General features: G+C 68.9%; 19 protein-coding genes. 13 read left to right on the top strand and 6 right to left on the bottom strand.

Annotated elements, in window-relative coordinates:
- The first annotated feature begins 5 nt into the window (after positions 1 to 5).
- The 3 genes from OG734_RS14180 to OG734_RS14170 are packed head-to-tail and all read left to right on the top strand — an operon-like array spanning position 6 to position 995.
- Positions 6 to 221 (top strand): hypothetical protein, encoded by a 216-nt coding sequence (locus tag OG734_RS14180; RefSeq protein WP_330287856.1) that lies wholly within the window; start codon positions 6 to 8, stop codon positions 219 to 221.
- Complete coding sequence (locus OG734_RS14175) at positions 218 to 631, top strand: YciI family protein (protein WP_330287855.1); 414 nt, start codon at positions 218 to 220, stop codon at positions 629 to 631. Before OG734_RS14180 ends, OG734_RS14175 begins: the two co-directional genes overlap by 4 nt.
- A 31-nt stretch (positions 632 to 662) precedes the next feature.
- The gene (locus OG734_RS14170) at positions 663 to 995 is read left to right on the top strand and encodes a DUF952 domain-containing protein (RefSeq protein WP_330287854.1); all 333 of its coding nucleotides are present in this window, start codon (positions 663 to 665) and stop codon (positions 993 to 995) included.
- A 250-nt stretch (positions 996 to 1245) separates the two neighbouring features.
- Here the strand turns inward: OG734_RS14170 and OG734_RS14165 are convergent, their stop codons facing one another.
- Positions 1246 to 2046, bottom strand: coding sequence for a VOC family protein (locus OG734_RS14165; RefSeq protein ID WP_330287853.1), 801 nt, complete (start codon positions 2044 to 2046; stop codon positions 1246 to 1248).
- A 107-nt stretch (positions 2047 to 2153) separates the two neighbouring features.
- On the opposite strand from OG734_RS14165, the gene OG734_RS14160 reads away from it, so the two are divergent.
- The 4 genes from OG734_RS14160 to OG734_RS14145 all read left to right on the top strand — a co-directional run bounded on the left by OG734_RS14160 (position 2154) and on the right by OG734_RS14145 (position 5341).
- A complete protein-coding gene (locus tag OG734_RS14160; protein WP_330287852.1) occupies positions 2154 to 3308 on the top strand; it encodes an inorganic phosphate transporter in 1155 nt (384 codons plus the stop codon).
- 16 nt (positions 3309 to 3324) lie between these two features.
- The gene (locus tag OG734_RS14155; RefSeq protein WP_330287851.1) at positions 3325 to 3558 is read left to right on the top strand and encodes a hypothetical protein; all 234 of its coding nucleotides are present in this window, start codon (positions 3325 to 3327) and stop codon (positions 3556 to 3558) included.
- Positions 3559 to 3620: 62 nt separating this feature from the next.
- On the top strand, positions 3621 to 4505 hold the full coding sequence (gene ppk2, locus OG734_RS14150) for a polyphosphate kinase 2 (protein WP_330287850.1): 885 nt from the start codon (positions 3621 to 3623) through the stop codon (positions 4503 to 4505).
- A gap of 26 nt (positions 4506 to 4531) precedes the next feature.
- On the top strand, positions 4532 to 5341 hold the full coding sequence (locus OG734_RS14145) for a class I SAM-dependent methyltransferase (RefSeq protein WP_330287849.1): 810 nt from the start codon (positions 4532 to 4534) through the stop codon (positions 5339 to 5341).
- 72 nt (positions 5342 to 5413) lie between these two features.
- On the opposite strand, the gene sodN is transcribed toward OG734_RS14145, so the two are convergent.
- Positions 5414 to 5809, bottom strand: a complete 396-nt coding sequence (gene sodN / locus OG734_RS14140; protein ID WP_005480378.1) for a superoxide dismutase, Ni — start codon at positions 5807 to 5809, stop codon at positions 5414 to 5416.
- Positions 5810 to 5953: 144 nt separating this feature from the next.
- Here sodN and sodX point away from each other — a divergent pair, with 144 nt between their 5' ends.
- Positions 5954 to 6412, top strand: a complete 459-nt coding sequence (sodX, locus tag OG734_RS14135) for a nickel-type superoxide dismutase maturation protease (protein ID WP_330287848.1) — start codon at positions 5954 to 5956, stop codon at positions 6410 to 6412.
- On the opposite strand, the gene OG734_RS14130 is transcribed toward sodX, so the two are convergent.
- Positions 6316 to 6945 (bottom strand): CGNR zinc finger domain-containing protein, encoded by a 630-nt coding sequence (locus tag OG734_RS14130; RefSeq protein ID WP_330287847.1) that lies wholly within the window; start codon positions 6943 to 6945, stop codon positions 6316 to 6318. The two genes, sodX and OG734_RS14130, sit on opposite strands and share 97 nt — an antisense overlap.
- Before the next feature lie 113 nt (positions 6946 to 7058).
- Between OG734_RS14130 and OG734_RS14125 the strand changes: the two genes are divergently transcribed.
- Positions 7059 to 7829 (top strand): class I SAM-dependent methyltransferase, encoded by a 771-nt coding sequence (locus OG734_RS14125; RefSeq protein WP_330287846.1) that lies wholly within the window; start codon positions 7059 to 7061, stop codon positions 7827 to 7829.
- A 64-nt stretch (positions 7830 to 7893) separates the two neighbouring features.
- On the opposite strand, the gene OG734_RS14120 is transcribed toward OG734_RS14125, so the two are convergent.
- From OG734_RS14120 to OG734_RS14110, 3 genes are read right to left on the bottom strand one after another with little or no spacing between them, the layout of a single operon-like run.
- Positions 7894 to 8688 (bottom strand): amino acid ABC transporter ATP-binding protein, encoded by a 795-nt coding sequence (locus OG734_RS14120; protein ID WP_330287845.1) that lies wholly within the window; start codon positions 8686 to 8688, stop codon positions 7894 to 7896.
- A 5-nt stretch (positions 8689 to 8693) separates the two neighbouring features.
- Complete coding sequence (locus OG734_RS14115; RefSeq protein WP_330287844.1) at positions 8694 to 9623, bottom strand: amino acid ABC transporter permease; 930 nt, start codon at positions 9621 to 9623, stop codon at positions 8694 to 8696.
- A 42-nt stretch (positions 9624 to 9665) separates the two neighbouring features.
- Complete coding sequence (locus tag OG734_RS14110; RefSeq protein WP_330287843.1) at positions 9666 to 10619, bottom strand: ABC transporter substrate-binding protein; 954 nt, start codon at positions 10617 to 10619, stop codon at positions 9666 to 9668.
- Between the two features lie 665 nt (positions 10620 to 11284).
- Between OG734_RS14110 and OG734_RS14105 the strand changes: the two genes are divergently transcribed.
- From OG734_RS14105 to OG734_RS14090, 4 genes are all read left to right on the top strand, one after another.
- Positions 11285 to 12493 (top strand): NAD(P)-dependent malic enzyme, encoded by a 1209-nt coding sequence (locus OG734_RS14105; protein ID WP_330287842.1) that lies wholly within the window; start codon positions 11285 to 11287, stop codon positions 12491 to 12493.
- Positions 12494 to 12740: 247 nt separating this feature from the next.
- The gene (locus OG734_RS14100; protein ID WP_330287841.1) at positions 12741 to 13706 is read left to right on the top strand and encodes a zinc-binding dehydrogenase; all 966 of its coding nucleotides are present in this window, start codon (positions 12741 to 12743) and stop codon (positions 13704 to 13706) included.
- A 120-nt stretch (positions 13707 to 13826) separates the two neighbouring features.
- Positions 13827 to 14036, top strand: a complete 210-nt coding sequence (locus OG734_RS14095; protein WP_330287840.1) for a helix-turn-helix domain-containing protein — start codon at positions 13827 to 13829, stop codon at positions 14034 to 14036.
- Positions 14036 to 14599, top strand: coding sequence for a Clp protease N-terminal domain-containing protein (locus OG734_RS14090; RefSeq protein ID WP_330287839.1), 564 nt, complete (start codon positions 14036 to 14038; stop codon positions 14597 to 14599). Before OG734_RS14095 ends, OG734_RS14090 begins: the two co-directional genes overlap by 1 nt.
- The last annotated feature ends 30 nt before the right edge of the window (positions 14600 to 14629 follow it).

Raw genomic sequence — 14629 nt, 5'->3', positions numbered from 1 at the left:
GAAGCATGGGCCGAGATGAGCACAACTGTCCCGACTGCGGACAGCATGTGACCACGGTGGTGCGGCGGTACAAGACCCTGGGCGCATGGGTGCCGAAGTGGGTCGCCGGGCCGTGCCGCAACGCCGAGTGCGAGGCGTACGTCGATCCGGCTGCCGAGGCGGAGGACGGCTCCGGCAGAGCCGCCCGATCGCCGCGGCCCGAGCCGAAGGAGCGGTCATGAAGTACCTGGTGACGGTCCGCGGGACGCAGGCGGACTACGAGGCCCAGAGCGGCAGGGCGATTGAGGGCGTCCCCGCCTGGACCGAGGACGACGTGCAGGCCATGTACACGTACATGGGTGCGATCAACGCCGACCTCGCCGAGACCGGCGAGTTCCTCGACGGGAACGGCCTGGCCGAACCCGTGCGGATCCGACACGTCACCGTCGGCGAGGACGGCGGCACGGTGATCACCGACGCTCCCTACAGCGACACAGAGGAGCTGACGGCTGGCTACTGGCTGCTGGAGTGCGAGAGCCTGGAGCGGGTCACCGAGATCGCCGCGCGCGTCACCCGCTGCCCGGTCCCGGAGGGTGCGCCGGCCCACCCCGTGGAGATCCGGCCCGTCATGGACGGTGCCGGGGACGTGTGAGCGCTCGTACCCCCGGCGCTATTTTGGGTTCATGCCTGAACTCCCGCACATACTCCACATCACCGAACGCGCCCTCTGGGACGCGGCCCGCGAGCGAGGCACGTACGAGATGTCGACGCGTGGCCGCACCCTCCAGGAGGAGGGTTTCATCCACTGCTCGACCCGGGCCCAACTCCCCGCCGTGGCGGCCTTCCTGTACGGCTCCTACGACGGTCCCGACGACCTGGTGGTGCTGGTCGTGGACCCCGCCCGGCTCGACGTACCCCTGAAGTACGAGGCCCCGAAGCCGGGTGGCGAGGAGTTCCCGCACGTGTACGGGCCGATCCCGGTGGCCGCCGTGGTGGACGTCGAGGCGTGGGGGTGAGCCGCAGGGCGTGGCGGCGGGCTGTGCTTGTGTGGGTGGTCGCGGTGGCAGTCGGCGGTGGGCTCACGGTGTGGCTGCGGGACTCGGCGGAGCCGCCGCAGACGTACGGCCGGTACGGGACGGGCAAAGACGATCCGGCACCGCTGCTTCGGCAGGACCTGGAGGATCTGTGCTCGGCGACACCGGGGGCTTCCCCGACGCCGGAGGAGACGTCCGGGGTGATCGTGGTTTGTGCGTCTGCGCCCCTTCGCTAGGCGAGCCTGTCCGCTGTCGTCGGCTTCGGCAGCCCGCCCGTCTCGGGGTCGCGGCCGGTGAGGCAGTACGTGGCGCCAGCCGGGTCGCGCATGACCGTCCAGTGGGTGCCGTGGGCGACGACCGTGGCACCCAGTCGCTCGTGGCGGGCGCGGGTCGCCCCGATGTCGGCGCAGGCCAGGTCGATGTGGGCGGAGGCGGTGGGCCGTTCGGCGCCGAGGCGCTGGAGGAGGATGCGGATCGGGAGGTTGGCCGGGGGCCGCAGGACGTGGAACTCCGGGAGTGAGCCGGTGAGGGATTCCCAGGCGGTGAGGCGCTCCCAGAAGGCGACTTCCGTGGCGTACGCGGTCGGCGGGATGTCGATGGCCACCTGGTCCAGGCGGCTGCCGTCCACCACGACGGGCCGTACCGTCTCCCCGTGCCAGGGCACGGCGCAGAACAACTGCCCAGCGGGGGACCGCAGCACGGCCCACCCGGCGTGCGTGGCGACGACCGTCGCTCCGAGCGCCGACGCCGATCCGACGAACGCGTCGACATCCTCGACGGCGAAGTCGAGATGGGCACCGCCGTCCCCGGCGTCCACCCCCTGGACCTTGACGCAGGCGTCGCCCTCGCCCGGCAACAGGGTCGCGAACTCGCCCTGCTCACCCCGGGTTTCGGACATCCGGGTGGCCGTGACGGCGGCCCAGAAGGCCTGTGCGGGGCGGAGGCGTCCGGCGGGCCGGTCGATGAAGGCGTAGGTCCAGCGGATGCCGTTGCCGTTGCCAGTGCCAGTGCCAGTGCCAGTGCCAGTGCTCATGGGATGATCGTAGGGTGGCGATCGTCCACGTCACCTGCGTTTTTTCCAGGAACAGGCTTTGCCCGCAGTTCGCCGCGAGTACGCCTGCGCTTGCTTCCATCGAACACATGGACCACATCACGTTCCTGGTGGCGGTCGTCATCGTGACGGCCCTGGCCTTCGACTTCACCAACGGCTTCCACGACACGGCCAACGCGATGGCCACCTCCATCGCCACCGGCGCCCTGAAACCGAGAACAGCGGTCCTGATCGCGGGCGTCCTCAACATCGTCGGCGCGTTCCTGTCCACCGAGGTCGCGAAGACGATCTCCGGCGGCATTGTCGACGACACGCTCGTCACCCCGGGGATGATCTTCGCGGGGCTGGTCGGGGCGATTCTGTGGAACCTGATGACCTGGCTGGTGGGCCTGCCGTCGAGTTCCTCGCACGCCCTGTTCGGCGGGCTGATCGGCGCGGTGTGGGTGGGCGCCGGCGCCGACGGTGTGCACTTCACCAAGGTCGTCGAGAAGGTGCTGATCCCGGCGCTGGCCTCGCCGCTGGTGGCCGGAATCGCGGCCCTGATCGCCACGTACCTCGCCTACAGGCTCACGGCCCGCGCCCGCAAGGACTCGGTGACCAAGGGATTCCGGGCCGGTCAGATCGCCTCCGCCTCCCTGGTCTCCCTCGCGCACGGTACGAACGACGCGCAGAAGACCATGGGCATCATCACCCTGACCCTGATCTCCGCGGGCGCGCTCGGCCATGACGCCGGCCCGCCGGTGTGGGTGATCGCCTCGGCGGGGCTCGCCATCGGCCTGGGCACCTATCTGGGCGGCTGGCGGATCATCCGGACCATGGGCAAGGGCCTGACCGAGATCCAGTCGCCGCAGGGCTTCGCCGCCGAGACGGCGTCCACGGCCGTCATCCTCACCTCCGCCCACCTCGGCTTCGCCCTGTCCACCACCCAGGTGGCCTCGGGCAGCATCCTGGGCGCGGGTCTGGGCAGGCGGCTGGCGGAGGTGCGCTGGGGTGTCGCGGGCCGCATGGTCATGGCGTGGCTGATCACCCTGCCCGCCGCGGCACTGGTCGGCGGGGTCTCCGCGGGCGCGGTCAGGTACGGCGGCGACTTCGGCACCGTGGTCGTCGCGCTGGTCGCCGTGGCGGTCGCGGCGGGCATCGTCCTCGCCGCGCGCCGCAACCCGGTGGACGCGCACAACGTCAACGACACCCACGAGGTCAGCATCAGGTCGACGGCGCCGACGAGCGTCGGTACGGCCGCGTGAGCGAGGGAGAACCCACATGAAGCTGGACTGGACCGCACTGGGCCAGGTCGCCGCGGTGAGCCTCGGGGTCACCGTCGCCGTGGTCGTCGTCTTCGCCCTCGGCGTCCTCGGACTCGCCCGGGTGGAGGGCGCGCGTGAGAATGACGGGAGTACCCACTCGCTCGGGTTCGCCCAGGCGGGGCTGTGCTTCCTGGCGTGTGCGGCGGTGGTCGCGTACGGCATCTACCTGATCGTGCCGCAGTTCCACTGACTGCCGCTGATGGCTACCGATCGCTACTGACCATTGATGTTGATGCCAAGGAGGCCGACGGTATGACACCCCTGATGTCCGGACTGAAGGTCGACTACAGCGACTACGACGAGCCCGTCCTCATCCGGCCGGACGGCAGTCCGGTCGAGACCTGGCGGGAGAACTACCCGTACCCCGAGCGCATGGAGCGCAGGGAGTACGAGTTGCACAAGCGGCTCCAGCAGATCGAACTGCTGAAGCTGCAGAGCTGGATCAAGCAGACCGGCCGCCGACTGGTCGTCGTCTTCGAGGGCCGGGACGCGGCCGGAAAAGGCGGCACGATCAAGCGCTTCACGGAGCACCTCAACCCGCGCGGCGCCCGCGTGGTCGCCCTGGAGAAGCCCACCGAGCGCGAACGCGGCCAGTGGTACTTCCAGCGCTACGTCGAACACCTCCCGACCGCCGGCGAGATAGTCCTCTTCGACCGCTCCTGGTACAACCGGGCCGGCGTGGAACGGGTCATGGGCTTCTGTACGGACGACGAGTACCGCCGCTTCACTCGCCAGACCCCGCTGTTCGAGCGCATGCTCGTCGACGACGGCGTCGACCTGATCAAGTTCTGGTTCTCGGTCTCCCAGGGCGAACAGCGCACCCGTTTCACGATCCGTCAGGTCGACCCCGTACGACAGTGGAAGCTGAGCCCCATGGACCTCGCCTCCCTCGACCGCTGGGACGACTACACGGCGGCCAAGGTCGCCATGTTCCGCGAGACGGACACCGAACAGGCCCCCTGGACGGTGGTGAAGAGCAACGACAAGAAGCGGGCGCGGGTGGAGGCAATGCGCAGTGTGCTGGCCCGTTTCGACTACACGGGCAAGGACGAGGAGGTCGTCGGCAGTCCGGACCCGCGCATCGTGGGCGCGGCGGCGAACCTGCTGGAGGCGGGGGAGGATGACGACGGTATGTGAACCGTCCACAGCAGGGAGCCTCTGACGTGCCCGACCGCTTGACCGCCACCGACCGGACCCGCCTCGCCGGGAGTGCGTACAGCAGCGACCGTGACCTGGCTGCCCGGCAGTCGCTCTACCAGTGGCAGACGCCCCGTCACGACCTGCCGGGCATTGCTGCCGAGCAGTTGAGCGGGGTGCGGGGGAGCGGGCGCGTGGTCGACGTCGGCTGCGGCAACGGCAAGTACGTCCAGCGACTGCGCGCGGACCGGCCCGACCTGGCCGTGCTGGGCCTGGACATCGCGCCCGGCATCCTCGCAGTCGTCCCCGGCCCGGTCGCCGTCGCGGATGTCACGCGGCTGCCGCTGGCCACGGGGAGCGTCGACGCGGCCCTGGCGATGCACATGCTGTACCACGTGCCCGATATCCCGCAGGCGGTGCGGGAGTTGGCCCGTGTCGTCGACCGTGACGGCCTGGTGATCGCCTCGACCAACGGCGAGCGGGACAAGGCCGAACTCGACGATCTGTGGCAGCGGGCCGCGAGCGACGTGCTCGGCACCGGACAGGAACCGACCCGGTTCTCGATCGGGGCCCGCTTCTCCCTGGAGAAGGCGCCGGCCTTCCTCGGGGAGGAGTTCGGCCGGGTGCGGACGATCGAACTGCCCAGCACCGTAACGGTCCACGACCCCGAGCCGGTCGTCGCGTACCTGGCGTCCTACCGTGCCTGGGCGGACCAGTACGACGTGCCCTTCGACGCGACGATCGAGCGGGCCCGCGCCATCGTCACCGACCGGATCGCCCGGCAGGGGGTGTTCGAGGTCGGTTGTCGGGCGGGGATTCTCGTCTGCCGACGTTGAGCGGGCTCGTAGCGGCCTGGGGCAGCGAAAAGGGCCGGTCGACTTCGACCGGCCCTTCCCTGAAGCCTCGCATCAGGCCTTCTTCGTCTCCCAGAAGATCTTGTCGATCTGGGCGATGTAGTCCAGCGCCTTCTGGCCCGTCGCCGGGTCGGTGGACGCCTTGGCGGCCGAGAGGGCCTTCAGGGCGTCGTTGACCAGCTGGTGCAGCTCCGGGTACTTCTCGAAGTGCGGGGGCTTGAAGTAGTCGCTCCACAGCACCGAAACATGGTGCTTGGCGAGCTCTGCGCGCTGCTCCTTGATGACGGTGGCACGCGCCTGGAAGTGCGGGTCGTCGTTGGCTGCCATCTTGTCCTGCACGGCCTTCACCGACTCCGCCTCAATGCGGGCCTGGGCCGGGTCGTACACACCGCAGGGCAGGTCGCAGTGAGCGCTGACCTTGACCTTGGGGGCAAACAGGCGGGAAAGCATGGAGCGTTCCTTCCTCGTGATCGTCTTCTCAGGTTGGACATTACTCCCTGAGGGAGGGGTTTTCGCGAGTGCCCCCATGGGCTTAGGACAAAAGTAGGGGGTGACACTGGGACTGGTGGAGGATGGAACCGGGGAGGTGCCGGGATGCCGGAGCTGTCGCAGGAGAGCGAACATGGGAGCGAAAACGGGAGCGAGCGCGGAGGGGTTGCGAAGCGCTTCGGATGGGTCGCCGTGACCGGCCCGTCGATGGTGCCCACGCTGTATCACGGCGATTTTCTCGTGGTGCGGTACGGGAACCGGGTCAAGGCCGGGGACATCGTGGTCCTGCGCCATCCGTTCCAGCAGGACCTGCTGGTCGTCAAGCGGGCCGCGGAGCGCCGTGAGGGCGGCTGGTGGGTCCTTGGGGACAACGCCTTCGCCGGCGGCGACAGCACCGACTACGGGACCGTGCCGCACGAGCTGATCCTGGGCAGGGTCCGGTTCCGGTACCGGCCGCTCAAGCCCGGTCAGCGTTCGCCGCTGGCGCTGCTGCGCTGGGCGGTCTCGGCCGCCAGGCTCGTCTTCTCGGACCGGTCCGCCTCCAGTCGTTTGCGGGCGCGGTAGGCGGCCACGTTGGCCCGGGTCGCGCAGCGGTCGGAGCAGTAGCGGCGGGAGCGGTTCGTCGAGGTGTCGAGGTAGGCGTTGCGGCAGGGCGGCGCCTCGCACAGGCCCAGGCGGTCCACGCCGTACTCGGTGAGATGGAAGGCCAGGCCCATCGCGGCGATGGCCGCGAAGCCCGCCGTCGCGTTCGACGGGTGGTCGGCGAGGTGCATGTGCCACAGCGGGCGGCCGTCGTCGTCCCGGAAGTCGTGCCCGGAGATCTGCGGGCTCACCGGGAACTCCAGCAGAAGTGAGTTCAGCAGGTCCACCGAGAGCGTCTCGTCGCCGGCGTCCGCCGCCTCGAAGACCGCGCGCAGACGGGCCCGTACGGAGCGGAACCGGGTCACGTCGGCGTCGGTGGCGCGACGGGCGGCCTGTTGGTTGACGCCGAAGAGATCGCGGACGGAGTCGATCGAGGTCAGCGAGTCCTTTCCGCGTGCCGGTTCCTCGGTGTTGACGAGGCGCACAGCGTAGTCCGAGTAATAGGCCAGTTCCACTTGTAGTCCTTACGAGGGCGTTCTATGGTCGTGGATGCGAGGAAGTAACGACTGACATTGCTTCCAGGGTATTACGCGTGCGTTCGAAGTGAGCGGCCGACGGAGGGGCTTCGATGACCACCAGTACCGGTACAAACGCCGAAATCGACTGGAATGCCTGGCAGGCGAGCTGGGACCGGCAGCAGGAGTGGTACATGCCGGACCGTGAGGAGCGGTTCCGGATCATGCTCGACATGGTCGAGGCCCTCGTCGGCCCCGCCCCGCGCGTGCTCGACCTCGCGTGCGGCACGGGAAGTATCACGGCCCGGCTGCTCGACCGGTTCCCGCAGGCCACCAGCACCGGCGTCGACCTCGACCCGGCTCTCCTCGCCATCGCCGAGGGCACCTTCGCCGGCGACGACCGCGTCACCTTCGTCACGGCCGACCTCAAGGACCCGAGGTGGACGAGCGGGCTGCCGTACGACTCGTACGACGCCGTTCTGACCGCCACCGCCCTGCACTGGCTGCACAGCGAACCCCTCGCGGACCTCTATGGCCGGATCGCGGAGGTCGTCCGCGACGGCGGTCTGTTCATGAACGCGGACCACATGATCGACGACAGCACGCCCCGGATCAACGCGGCGGAGCGCGCACTGCGCCTCACACGTATGGATCAGGCCAAAGAGAGTGGTGTCGTCGACTGGGCGCAATGGTGGCAGCTCGCCGCCCAGGACCCCGTCCTCGCCGGACCGACCGCCCGCCGCTTCGAGATCTACGGCGAGCACGCCGACGGCGACATGCCCTCCGCCCAGTGGCACGCGCGCGTGCTGCGCGAGAAGGGGTTCGCGGAGGCCCGTCCGGTGTGGTGCTCGCCCTCGGACACGCTGCTGCTCGCGCTCAAGTAGGCCGGCAACACGGAAGGGGCGGTACGAGGGATCTCGTACCGCCCCTTGCGCAAGTCTGCTGTCGTCAGAGCACCTTGGACAGGAACGACTGCGTGCGCTCGTGCTGCGGGTTCGTCAGGACATCGCGCGGGTTGCCCGACTCGACGACCACGCCGCCGTCCATGAAGACGAGACTGTCGCCCACCTCGCGGGCGAAGCCCATCTCGTGGGTGACGACGATCATCGTCATACCGGACTCGGCCAGGTCACGCATGACGTCGAGGACGTCGCCGACCAGCTCCGGGTCCAGGGCCGAGGTCGGCTCGTCGAACAGCATCAGCTTCGGGTCCATGGCCAGGGCCCGGGCGATCGCGACGCGCTGCTGCTGACCGCCGGAGAGCTGCGAGGGGTAGTTGCCGGCCTTGTCGGCCAGGCCCACGCGCTCCAGGAGCTGGCCCGCACGCTCGCGGGCCTGCGCCTTGGTGACGCCCTTGACCTGGACCGGGGCCTCCATGACGTTCTCCAGCGACGTCATGTGCGGGAACAGGTTGAAGCGCTGGAACACCATGCCGATGTCCCGCCGCTTCAGCGCGACCTCGCTGTCCTTCAGCTCGTACAGCTTGTCGCCCTTCTGGCGGTAGCCGACCAGCTCCCCGTCGACGTACAGGCGCCCGGCGTTGACCTTCTCCAGGTGGTTGATGCACCTGAGGAACGTCGACTTGCCGGAGCCGGAGGGGCCGATGAGGCAGAACACCTCGCCCGACTTCACCTCCAGGTCGATGCCCTTGAGGACTTCGACGGGGCCGAAGGACTTGTGTACGCCTTCGGACTTGACCATGGCGTTGACGCTGGTGCCGTCGGTCTTCTCCACTGAGGTCATGGGGGTCACCGCCGGTAGCCGGAGAGGGAGAACAAATTGGTCTTGATCTTCTGGAACGGCGTTGGCGGCAGCGTACGGCTGGAACCGCGCGCGTAGTACCGCTCGATGTAGTACTGGCCGACGCTGAGGATCGAGGTGAGGATCAGGTACCAGGCCGCGGCGAGGAAGTACATCTCCACCGGGGCACCGGACACCTGGCCGATGTCCTGGGCGTAGCGGAAGAGCTCCGGATACTGGACCACCGAGACCAGCGAGGTCGTCTTCAGCATGTTGACGACCTCGTTGCCCGTGGGCGGCACGATCACGCGCATCGCCTGCGGGATCACGATCCGACGCAGGGTCTTGGCGTGGCTCATGCCCAGGGCGTGCGAGGCCTCGGTCTGGCCCTCGTCGACCGACAGGAGGCCGGCGCGGCAGATCTCCGCCATGTAGGCGGCCTCGTTCAGGCCCAGGCCCAGCAGCGCCGTCAGCAGCGGCGTCATGAAGCTGGACCAGTAGTCCTTGTAGATCGGACCGAGGTTGATGTACGTGAAGACCAGGCCCAGGTTGAACCAGACGACGAGCTGGACCAGGACCGGGGTGCCGCGGAAGAACCAGATGTAGAACCAGGCGATGGTCGAGGTCACCGGGTTCTTGGACAGGCGCATGACGGCGAGCAGGATGCCGCCGACGATGCCGATCACCATCGAGAGAACCGTCAGGAGGAGGGTCTTCCAGACGCCCGTGATGATCCGGTCGTCGAAGAAGTAGTCCGGTACGGCGCCCCAGTTGATGTTGCCCTGGGCGAACGCGTAGACGATCGCGACGAAGATCGCGATCGCGACGACGGCCGAGACGTACCGCCCGTAGTGCCGGACCGGGATGGCCTTGATGGCCTCCGGTCCGGCCGGGGGAGTGTCCGCCGGTCCTGTCGTCTTGTCGATGTCAACAGTCACGGGTGTTGCCTTTCAGTGCCCGTAGCTTCCGTGAGCCTCGGGTCACTTGCCGCCGTTGACGGCGGCCGAGGTCACGGCGCCGTCCTCGACGCCCCACTTGGCGATGACCTTGCCGTACTCGCCGTTCTTGATGATCGCGTCGAGCGCGGCCTGCAGGGCGTCCCGCAGCTGCGTGTTCGTCTTGGCGACCGCGATGCCGTACGGAGCCGCCTCGACCTGCTCGCCGACGACCTGGAAGTCGTTGCCGCCGCCCGAGGTCTTCACCGCGTACGCCGTGACCGGGAAGTCCGAGGAGCCGGCGTTCGCGCCGCCCGCGCGCACCCGGGTCTGGGCCTGCTGGTCGTTGTCGTACGACTCTATGGCGATCTTCTTGCCACCCGTGCACTTCTTCGTCTCGGCCTTGGCGAGGTCCTCGGAGACCGTGCCGCGCTGGACCGCGATCTTCTTGCCGCACAGGTCGGACCAGGTCTTGATGCCCTGGTCGTCGCCCTTCTTGGTGTAGATCGACACACCGGCGGTGAAGTAGTCGACGAAGTCGACGCCCTCGCCGACCTTCTTGCCGTTCTCGGTGCCTTCCTGGCGGTCCTTGGTGTCGGTCATCGCGGACATGGCGATGTCGTACCGCTTGGAGCGCAGACCCGTGATCAGGGTGTCGAAGGTGCCGTTCTGGAACTCGAACTTCACACCGAGCTGCTTGCCCATGGCGTCCGCCAGGTCGGGGTCGATACCGACCGTCTTGCCGGAGCTGTCCTTGAACTCGACCGGCGCGTACGCGATGTCGGAGCCGACCGTGATGACGCCCTTGTCCCGGATCGCCTGGGGCAGCTTGGCGGCCAGCGGGGCAGAGCTCGTCGAGGCGGTGTCCGAGCCAGTGCCCTTGTCCTTGGTCTGGTCACCGCATCCGGTGAGCAGCAGGGCGCCCGCGACCGCGATCGCACCGACCGCGGCTAGCCGGTTCTGCGCAGCGGTCGTACGAAGGGTGGAGCTTGCGGTCATGGTGGGTTCCTCCGGCGGATGGATGGTGTGCCATTGGGGCCGGGGCCTACCCAGAGGGCGGACCGTACCGGCGGGTCGACTGGTGCACGCATCTTTGAGTGTCGCGACCTTGTGTGATTACGGCATCTTGCCATTCGGACTTGGTCCTTCAGGCAACCGGCTATGTCAAAATCGGATAACGGGTGACCCCCGTAGAGCGTCAGGTCGGTGCATCAGAGCCGGACCTTCCCGGATCTTCTACGGGAATCATTCGTTCCGGCCGGAAGATCTTCGGTGTATCTCGCCAGGTGAGCGGCTGTTGCATCCGCACGTACGGCTGCGTCAGGACTCCTGCTTCGACAGGGCCCCGACTCCTGCCCCGACATGCCCCCGACTCCCGCGCCGGCTGCTTCTCGATTTGATCGATCATGCCCGGGTATGTGGGCATGTGTGGTGATGAGTCGTGTCGCCCACGTGTGACCTTCGCGTTATGGGGTCGTCGTCGGTGTCCTCCGTCCGGTAAGAAGGTTCTTTACACCCCTCATCAGGGGCTCAGGGCGCGTGTGCGGCGCGCCCGTCGCGTTCGTGCCCGTGCGCATCACTCACCGGGGCCTTGCGCGGTGCCCGCCCACCCCTCACCAGGAGTGGCCACCCTCAAACCGTGAAGACCTAAGGGGTACAACAAAGTGGCAGCGGAGATCGTCAATCCTCGCAGCGACATCCACACCGACAGTGATGCCGGTGAGTTCGACCCGGCGTTCGCCCTGCACCGGGGCGGCAAGATGGCCGTGCAGGCCACCGTGCCCATCCGTGACAAGGACGACCTGTCCCTCGCGTACACACCCGGCGTGGCCCGCGTGTGCACCGCCATCGCCGAGCAGCCCGACCTCGTCAACGACTACACCTGGAAGTCATCGGTCGTCGCGGTCGTGACGGACGGTACGGCGGTGCTCGGACTTGGGGACATCGGCCCCGAGGCCTCCCTTCCGGTCATGGAGGGCAAGGCGATCCTGTTCAAGCAGTTCGGCGGCGTGGACGCGGTCCCGATCGCGCTGGCCTGCACGGGCGTGGACGAGATCGTCGAGACGGTCGTCCGGCTGGCGCCGTCCTTCGGCGGGGTCAACCTGGAGGACATCTCGGCACCGCGGTGCTTCGAGATCGAGCGGCGGCTCCAGGAGCAACTGGACATCCCCGTCTTCCACGACGACCAGCACGGCACGGCGGTCGTGACGCTGGCGGCCCTGCGCAACGCGGCTCGGTTCACCGGGCGGGAGCTCGGGGAGCTGCGGGGTGTGATCTCGGGCGCGGGCGCGGCGGGCGTCGCCATCGCGAAGTTCCTCCTTGAGGCGGGGCTCGGCGATGTCGCCGTCGCCGACCGCAAGGGCATCGTCTCGGCGGACCGGGACGACCTCACGCCGGTCAAGCGCGAGCTGGCCGAGCTGACGAACAAGGCCGGGCTGACGGGGTCGCTGGAGAGCGCCCTGGCGGGCGCCGACGTCTTCATCGGCGTCTCAGGCGGTACGGTCCCGGAGGCCGCGGTCGCTTCGATGGCCAAGGACGCGTTCGTGTTCGCGATGGCCAACCCGGACCCCGAGGTGCATCCCGATGTGGCGCACAAGTACGCGGCGGTCGTCGCGACCGGGCGCTCGGACTTCCCGAACCAGATCAACAACGTGCTGGCGTTCCCGGGGATCTTCGCGGGGGCGCTGCAGGTGCGGGCGTCGCGGATCACCGAGGGGATGAAGATCGCGGCGGCGGATGCGCTGGCCGCGGTCGTGGGTGAGGATCTGGCGGCCGACTACGTGATTCCGTCGCCGTTCGACCCGCGGGTTGCTCCGGCGGTGACGGCGGCGGTCGCTGCGGCGGCTCGGGCGGAGGGTGTCGCTCGCCGCTGAGGGTTGTTCGTCAGGTGTGGCCCCGTCGGTTGCGGCGGGGCCATTTCTTTCTCGCCCCCGCCGTCTCTACCCGTCCCATCCCTGGGGGCTGCGCCCCCAGACCCCCATCGCGCTGAACGCGCTCGTCCTCAAACTCCCCCAGAGGGGGGACCCTCGGACGGGCTGAAAGAGCCGGCGAACTCAACAGGGCGTGTGTCACAGCGCCGCCTCGTTCCCCCGGCCCCGCCGGGCCCCTATCGTCAAGGTCATGTTCGCTGCCTACGCCGCCCGCATCGACCCCGACCATCCGCTCAACGGGCTGGAGTTGGGTGATCGCCCAGCCCCGGAGGCGCGTCCCGGCTGGACGACGGTCGACGTCAGGGCCGCCTCGCTCAACCACCACGACCTGTGGTCCCTGCGCGGAGTGGGACTCCCCGAGGACCGCCTCCCGATGATCCTCGGCTGTGACGCCGCCGGCATCGACGCGGACGGCAACGAGGTCGTCCTGCACTCCGTCATCGGCCAGACGGGCCACGGCGTCGGCCCCAAGGAACCGCGTTCCATTCTCACCGAGCGCTACCAGGGCACCTTCGCCGAACAGGTCGCCGTACCGGCGTGGAACGTCCTGCCCAAGCCCAAGGAGCTCTCCTTCGCGGAGGCCGCCTGTCTGCCCACGGCCTGGCTGACGGCGTACCGCATGCTCTTCACCAACGCAGGCGTACGCCCCGGCGACTCGGTGCTCGTACAGGGCGCCGGCGGCGGTGTCGCGACCGCCGCGATCGTGCTCGGCAAGGCGGCGGGCCTGCGCGTGTTCGCCACGAGCCGGGACGAGGCCAAGCGGAAGCGGGCGGTGGAGCTGGGCGCCGTCGAAGCCGTGGAGTCCGGGGCGCGGCTGCCGCAGCGAGTGGACGCCGTGATCGAGACGGTCGGGGCGGCCACCTGGTCGCACTCGGTCAAGTCGCTGCGGCCCGGTGGCACGCTGGTCATTTCGGGCGCCACCAGCGGCGACCGCCCCTCGCACGCCGAACTGACCCGCATCTTCTTCCTCGAACTCAAGGTCGTCGGCTCGACGATGGGCACGAAGGATGAGCTGGAGGACCTGCTGTCGTTCTGTGCCACCACCGGCGTACGCCCCGTCATCGACGAGGTGCTCCCGCTGGACCGGGCTCGAGAGGGCTTCGAACGCCTCGAATCCGGTGACCAGTTCGGCAAGATCGTCCTCACCACGTCCTGACCACCGATCACGCGCATCCCCCTGCGGCGGGCCCGGGTTTCCGGGCCCGCCCTTCGCGTTCACTGCCGCATCGCGTCAACTGGGGTTGACAGTCGCAGTGCGTCAACCTAAGTTGACAATATGACCGAAGCAACAGATCTCGCCGAGCGCGCGGGCGACCGCGACCCGCGGGTCGGGCTGAGGGCCGTCTCCGCGCTGCGGAAGCTGGTCGAGCAGTTGGAGTCCGTGCAGGTGCGCAGTGCGCGCAATCAGGGCTGGTCGTGGCAGGAGATCGCCGCGGAACTCGGTGTCAGCAGGCAGGCCGTGCACAAGAAACACGGGAGGCAGTGATGTTCGAACGGTTCACGAACGATGCGCGCGCTGTGGTGCGGGGTGCCGTCGTGCACTCCGAGCGCGTCGGCAGCCGGTCTGTCGGCGCCGAGCACCTGCTGCTCGCGCTGCTCGACCGCGAGGCCGGCCGGGCCTCCTTCGCGCTGGCCTCGCTCGGGCTCGCCGACCGCAAGGAGCCGGTGAGGGCCGCTCTGGCCGACGCCCGGCGCCGGGCCGGGCTGTCCCAGGCCGAGGCCGACGCCCTCGCCGGGCTCGGAATCGACGTGTCCGACATCGTCTCCCGGGTCGAGGAGGTGCACGGCGTCGGCGCGATGTCCGGCGACCGCCGGGACGGGGGGTGGTTGTCGGGGCGCCGAACCTTCGGCCAGGACGCCAAGGAGGTGCTGGAGAGGTGTCTGCGCATCGCGGTGGCCCACCGTGACCGCCGTATCGGCGACGAGCACATCCTCCTCGCCCTCGCGGCCCGCCCCGGCGTCCCGTCGGAAGTCCTCACCGATCAGGGAGTCACGTACGAGGCCCTGGACCGTGTGCTGTACGGCGGGGGCGAGGCGAAGGCGGGCTGAGAAGGCGGGCGGCGAGGGGGTGTTGGCGGG

Origin of the sequence: Streptomyces sp. NBC_00576 (genome assembly GCF_036345175.1) — a bacterium.
GTDB lineage: Bacteria > Actinomycetota > Actinomycetes > Streptomycetales > Streptomycetaceae > Streptomyces.
This window is presented reverse-complemented; position numbering and strand designations above follow the sequence as displayed.

Bases quoted from the DNA above. Each gene is read 5' to 3' on its own strand.
- OG734_RS14180 (WP_330287856.1), top strand. From the start codon at position 6: ATGGGCCGAGATGAGCACAACTGTCCCGACTGCGGACAGCATGTGACC.
- OG734_RS14175 (WP_330287855.1), top strand. From the start codon at position 218: ATGAAGTACCTGGTGACGGTCCGCGGGACGCAGGCGGACTACGAGGCC.
- OG734_RS14170 (WP_330287854.1), top strand. From the start codon at position 663: ATGCCTGAACTCCCGCACATACTCCACATCACCGAACGCGCCCTCTGG.
- OG734_RS14165 (WP_330287853.1), bottom strand. From the start codon at position 2,046: ATGAGCACTGGCACTGGCACTGGCACTGGCACTGGCAACGGCAACGGC.
- OG734_RS14160 (WP_330287852.1), top strand. From the start codon at position 2,154: ATGGACCACATCACGTTCCTGGTGGCGGTCGTCATCGTGACGGCCCTG.
- OG734_RS14155 (WP_330287851.1), top strand. From the start codon at position 3,325: ATGAAGCTGGACTGGACCGCACTGGGCCAGGTCGCCGCGGTGAGCCTC.
- ppk2 (WP_330287850.1), top strand. From the start codon at position 3,621: ATGACACCCCTGATGTCCGGACTGAAGGTCGACTACAGCGACTACGAC.
- sodN (WP_005480378.1), bottom strand. From the start codon at position 5,809: ATGCTTTCCCGCCTGTTTGCCCCCAAGGTCAAGGTCAGCGCTCACTGC.
- sodX (WP_330287848.1), top strand. From the start codon at position 5,954: ATGCCGGAGCTGTCGCAGGAGAGCGAACATGGGAGCGAAAACGGGAGC.
- OG734_RS14125 (WP_330287846.1), top strand. From the start codon at position 7,059: ATGACCACCAGTACCGGTACAAACGCCGAAATCGACTGGAATGCCTGG.
- OG734_RS14120 (WP_330287845.1), bottom strand. From the start codon at position 8,688: ATGACCTCAGTGGAGAAGACCGACGGCACCAGCGTCAACGCCATGGTC.
- OG734_RS14110 (WP_330287843.1), bottom strand. From the start codon at position 10,619: ATGACCGCAAGCTCCACCCTTCGTACGACCGCTGCGCAGAACCGGCTA.
- OG734_RS14100 (WP_330287841.1), top strand. From the start codon at position 12,741: ATGTTCGCTGCCTACGCCGCCCGCATCGACCCCGACCATCCGCTCAAC.
- OG734_RS14095 (WP_330287840.1), top strand. From the start codon at position 13,827: ATGACCGAAGCAACAGATCTCGCCGAGCGCGCGGGCGACCGCGACCCG.
- OG734_RS14090 (WP_330287839.1), top strand. From the start codon at position 14,036: ATGTTCGAACGGTTCACGAACGATGCGCGCGCTGTGGTGCGGGGTGCC.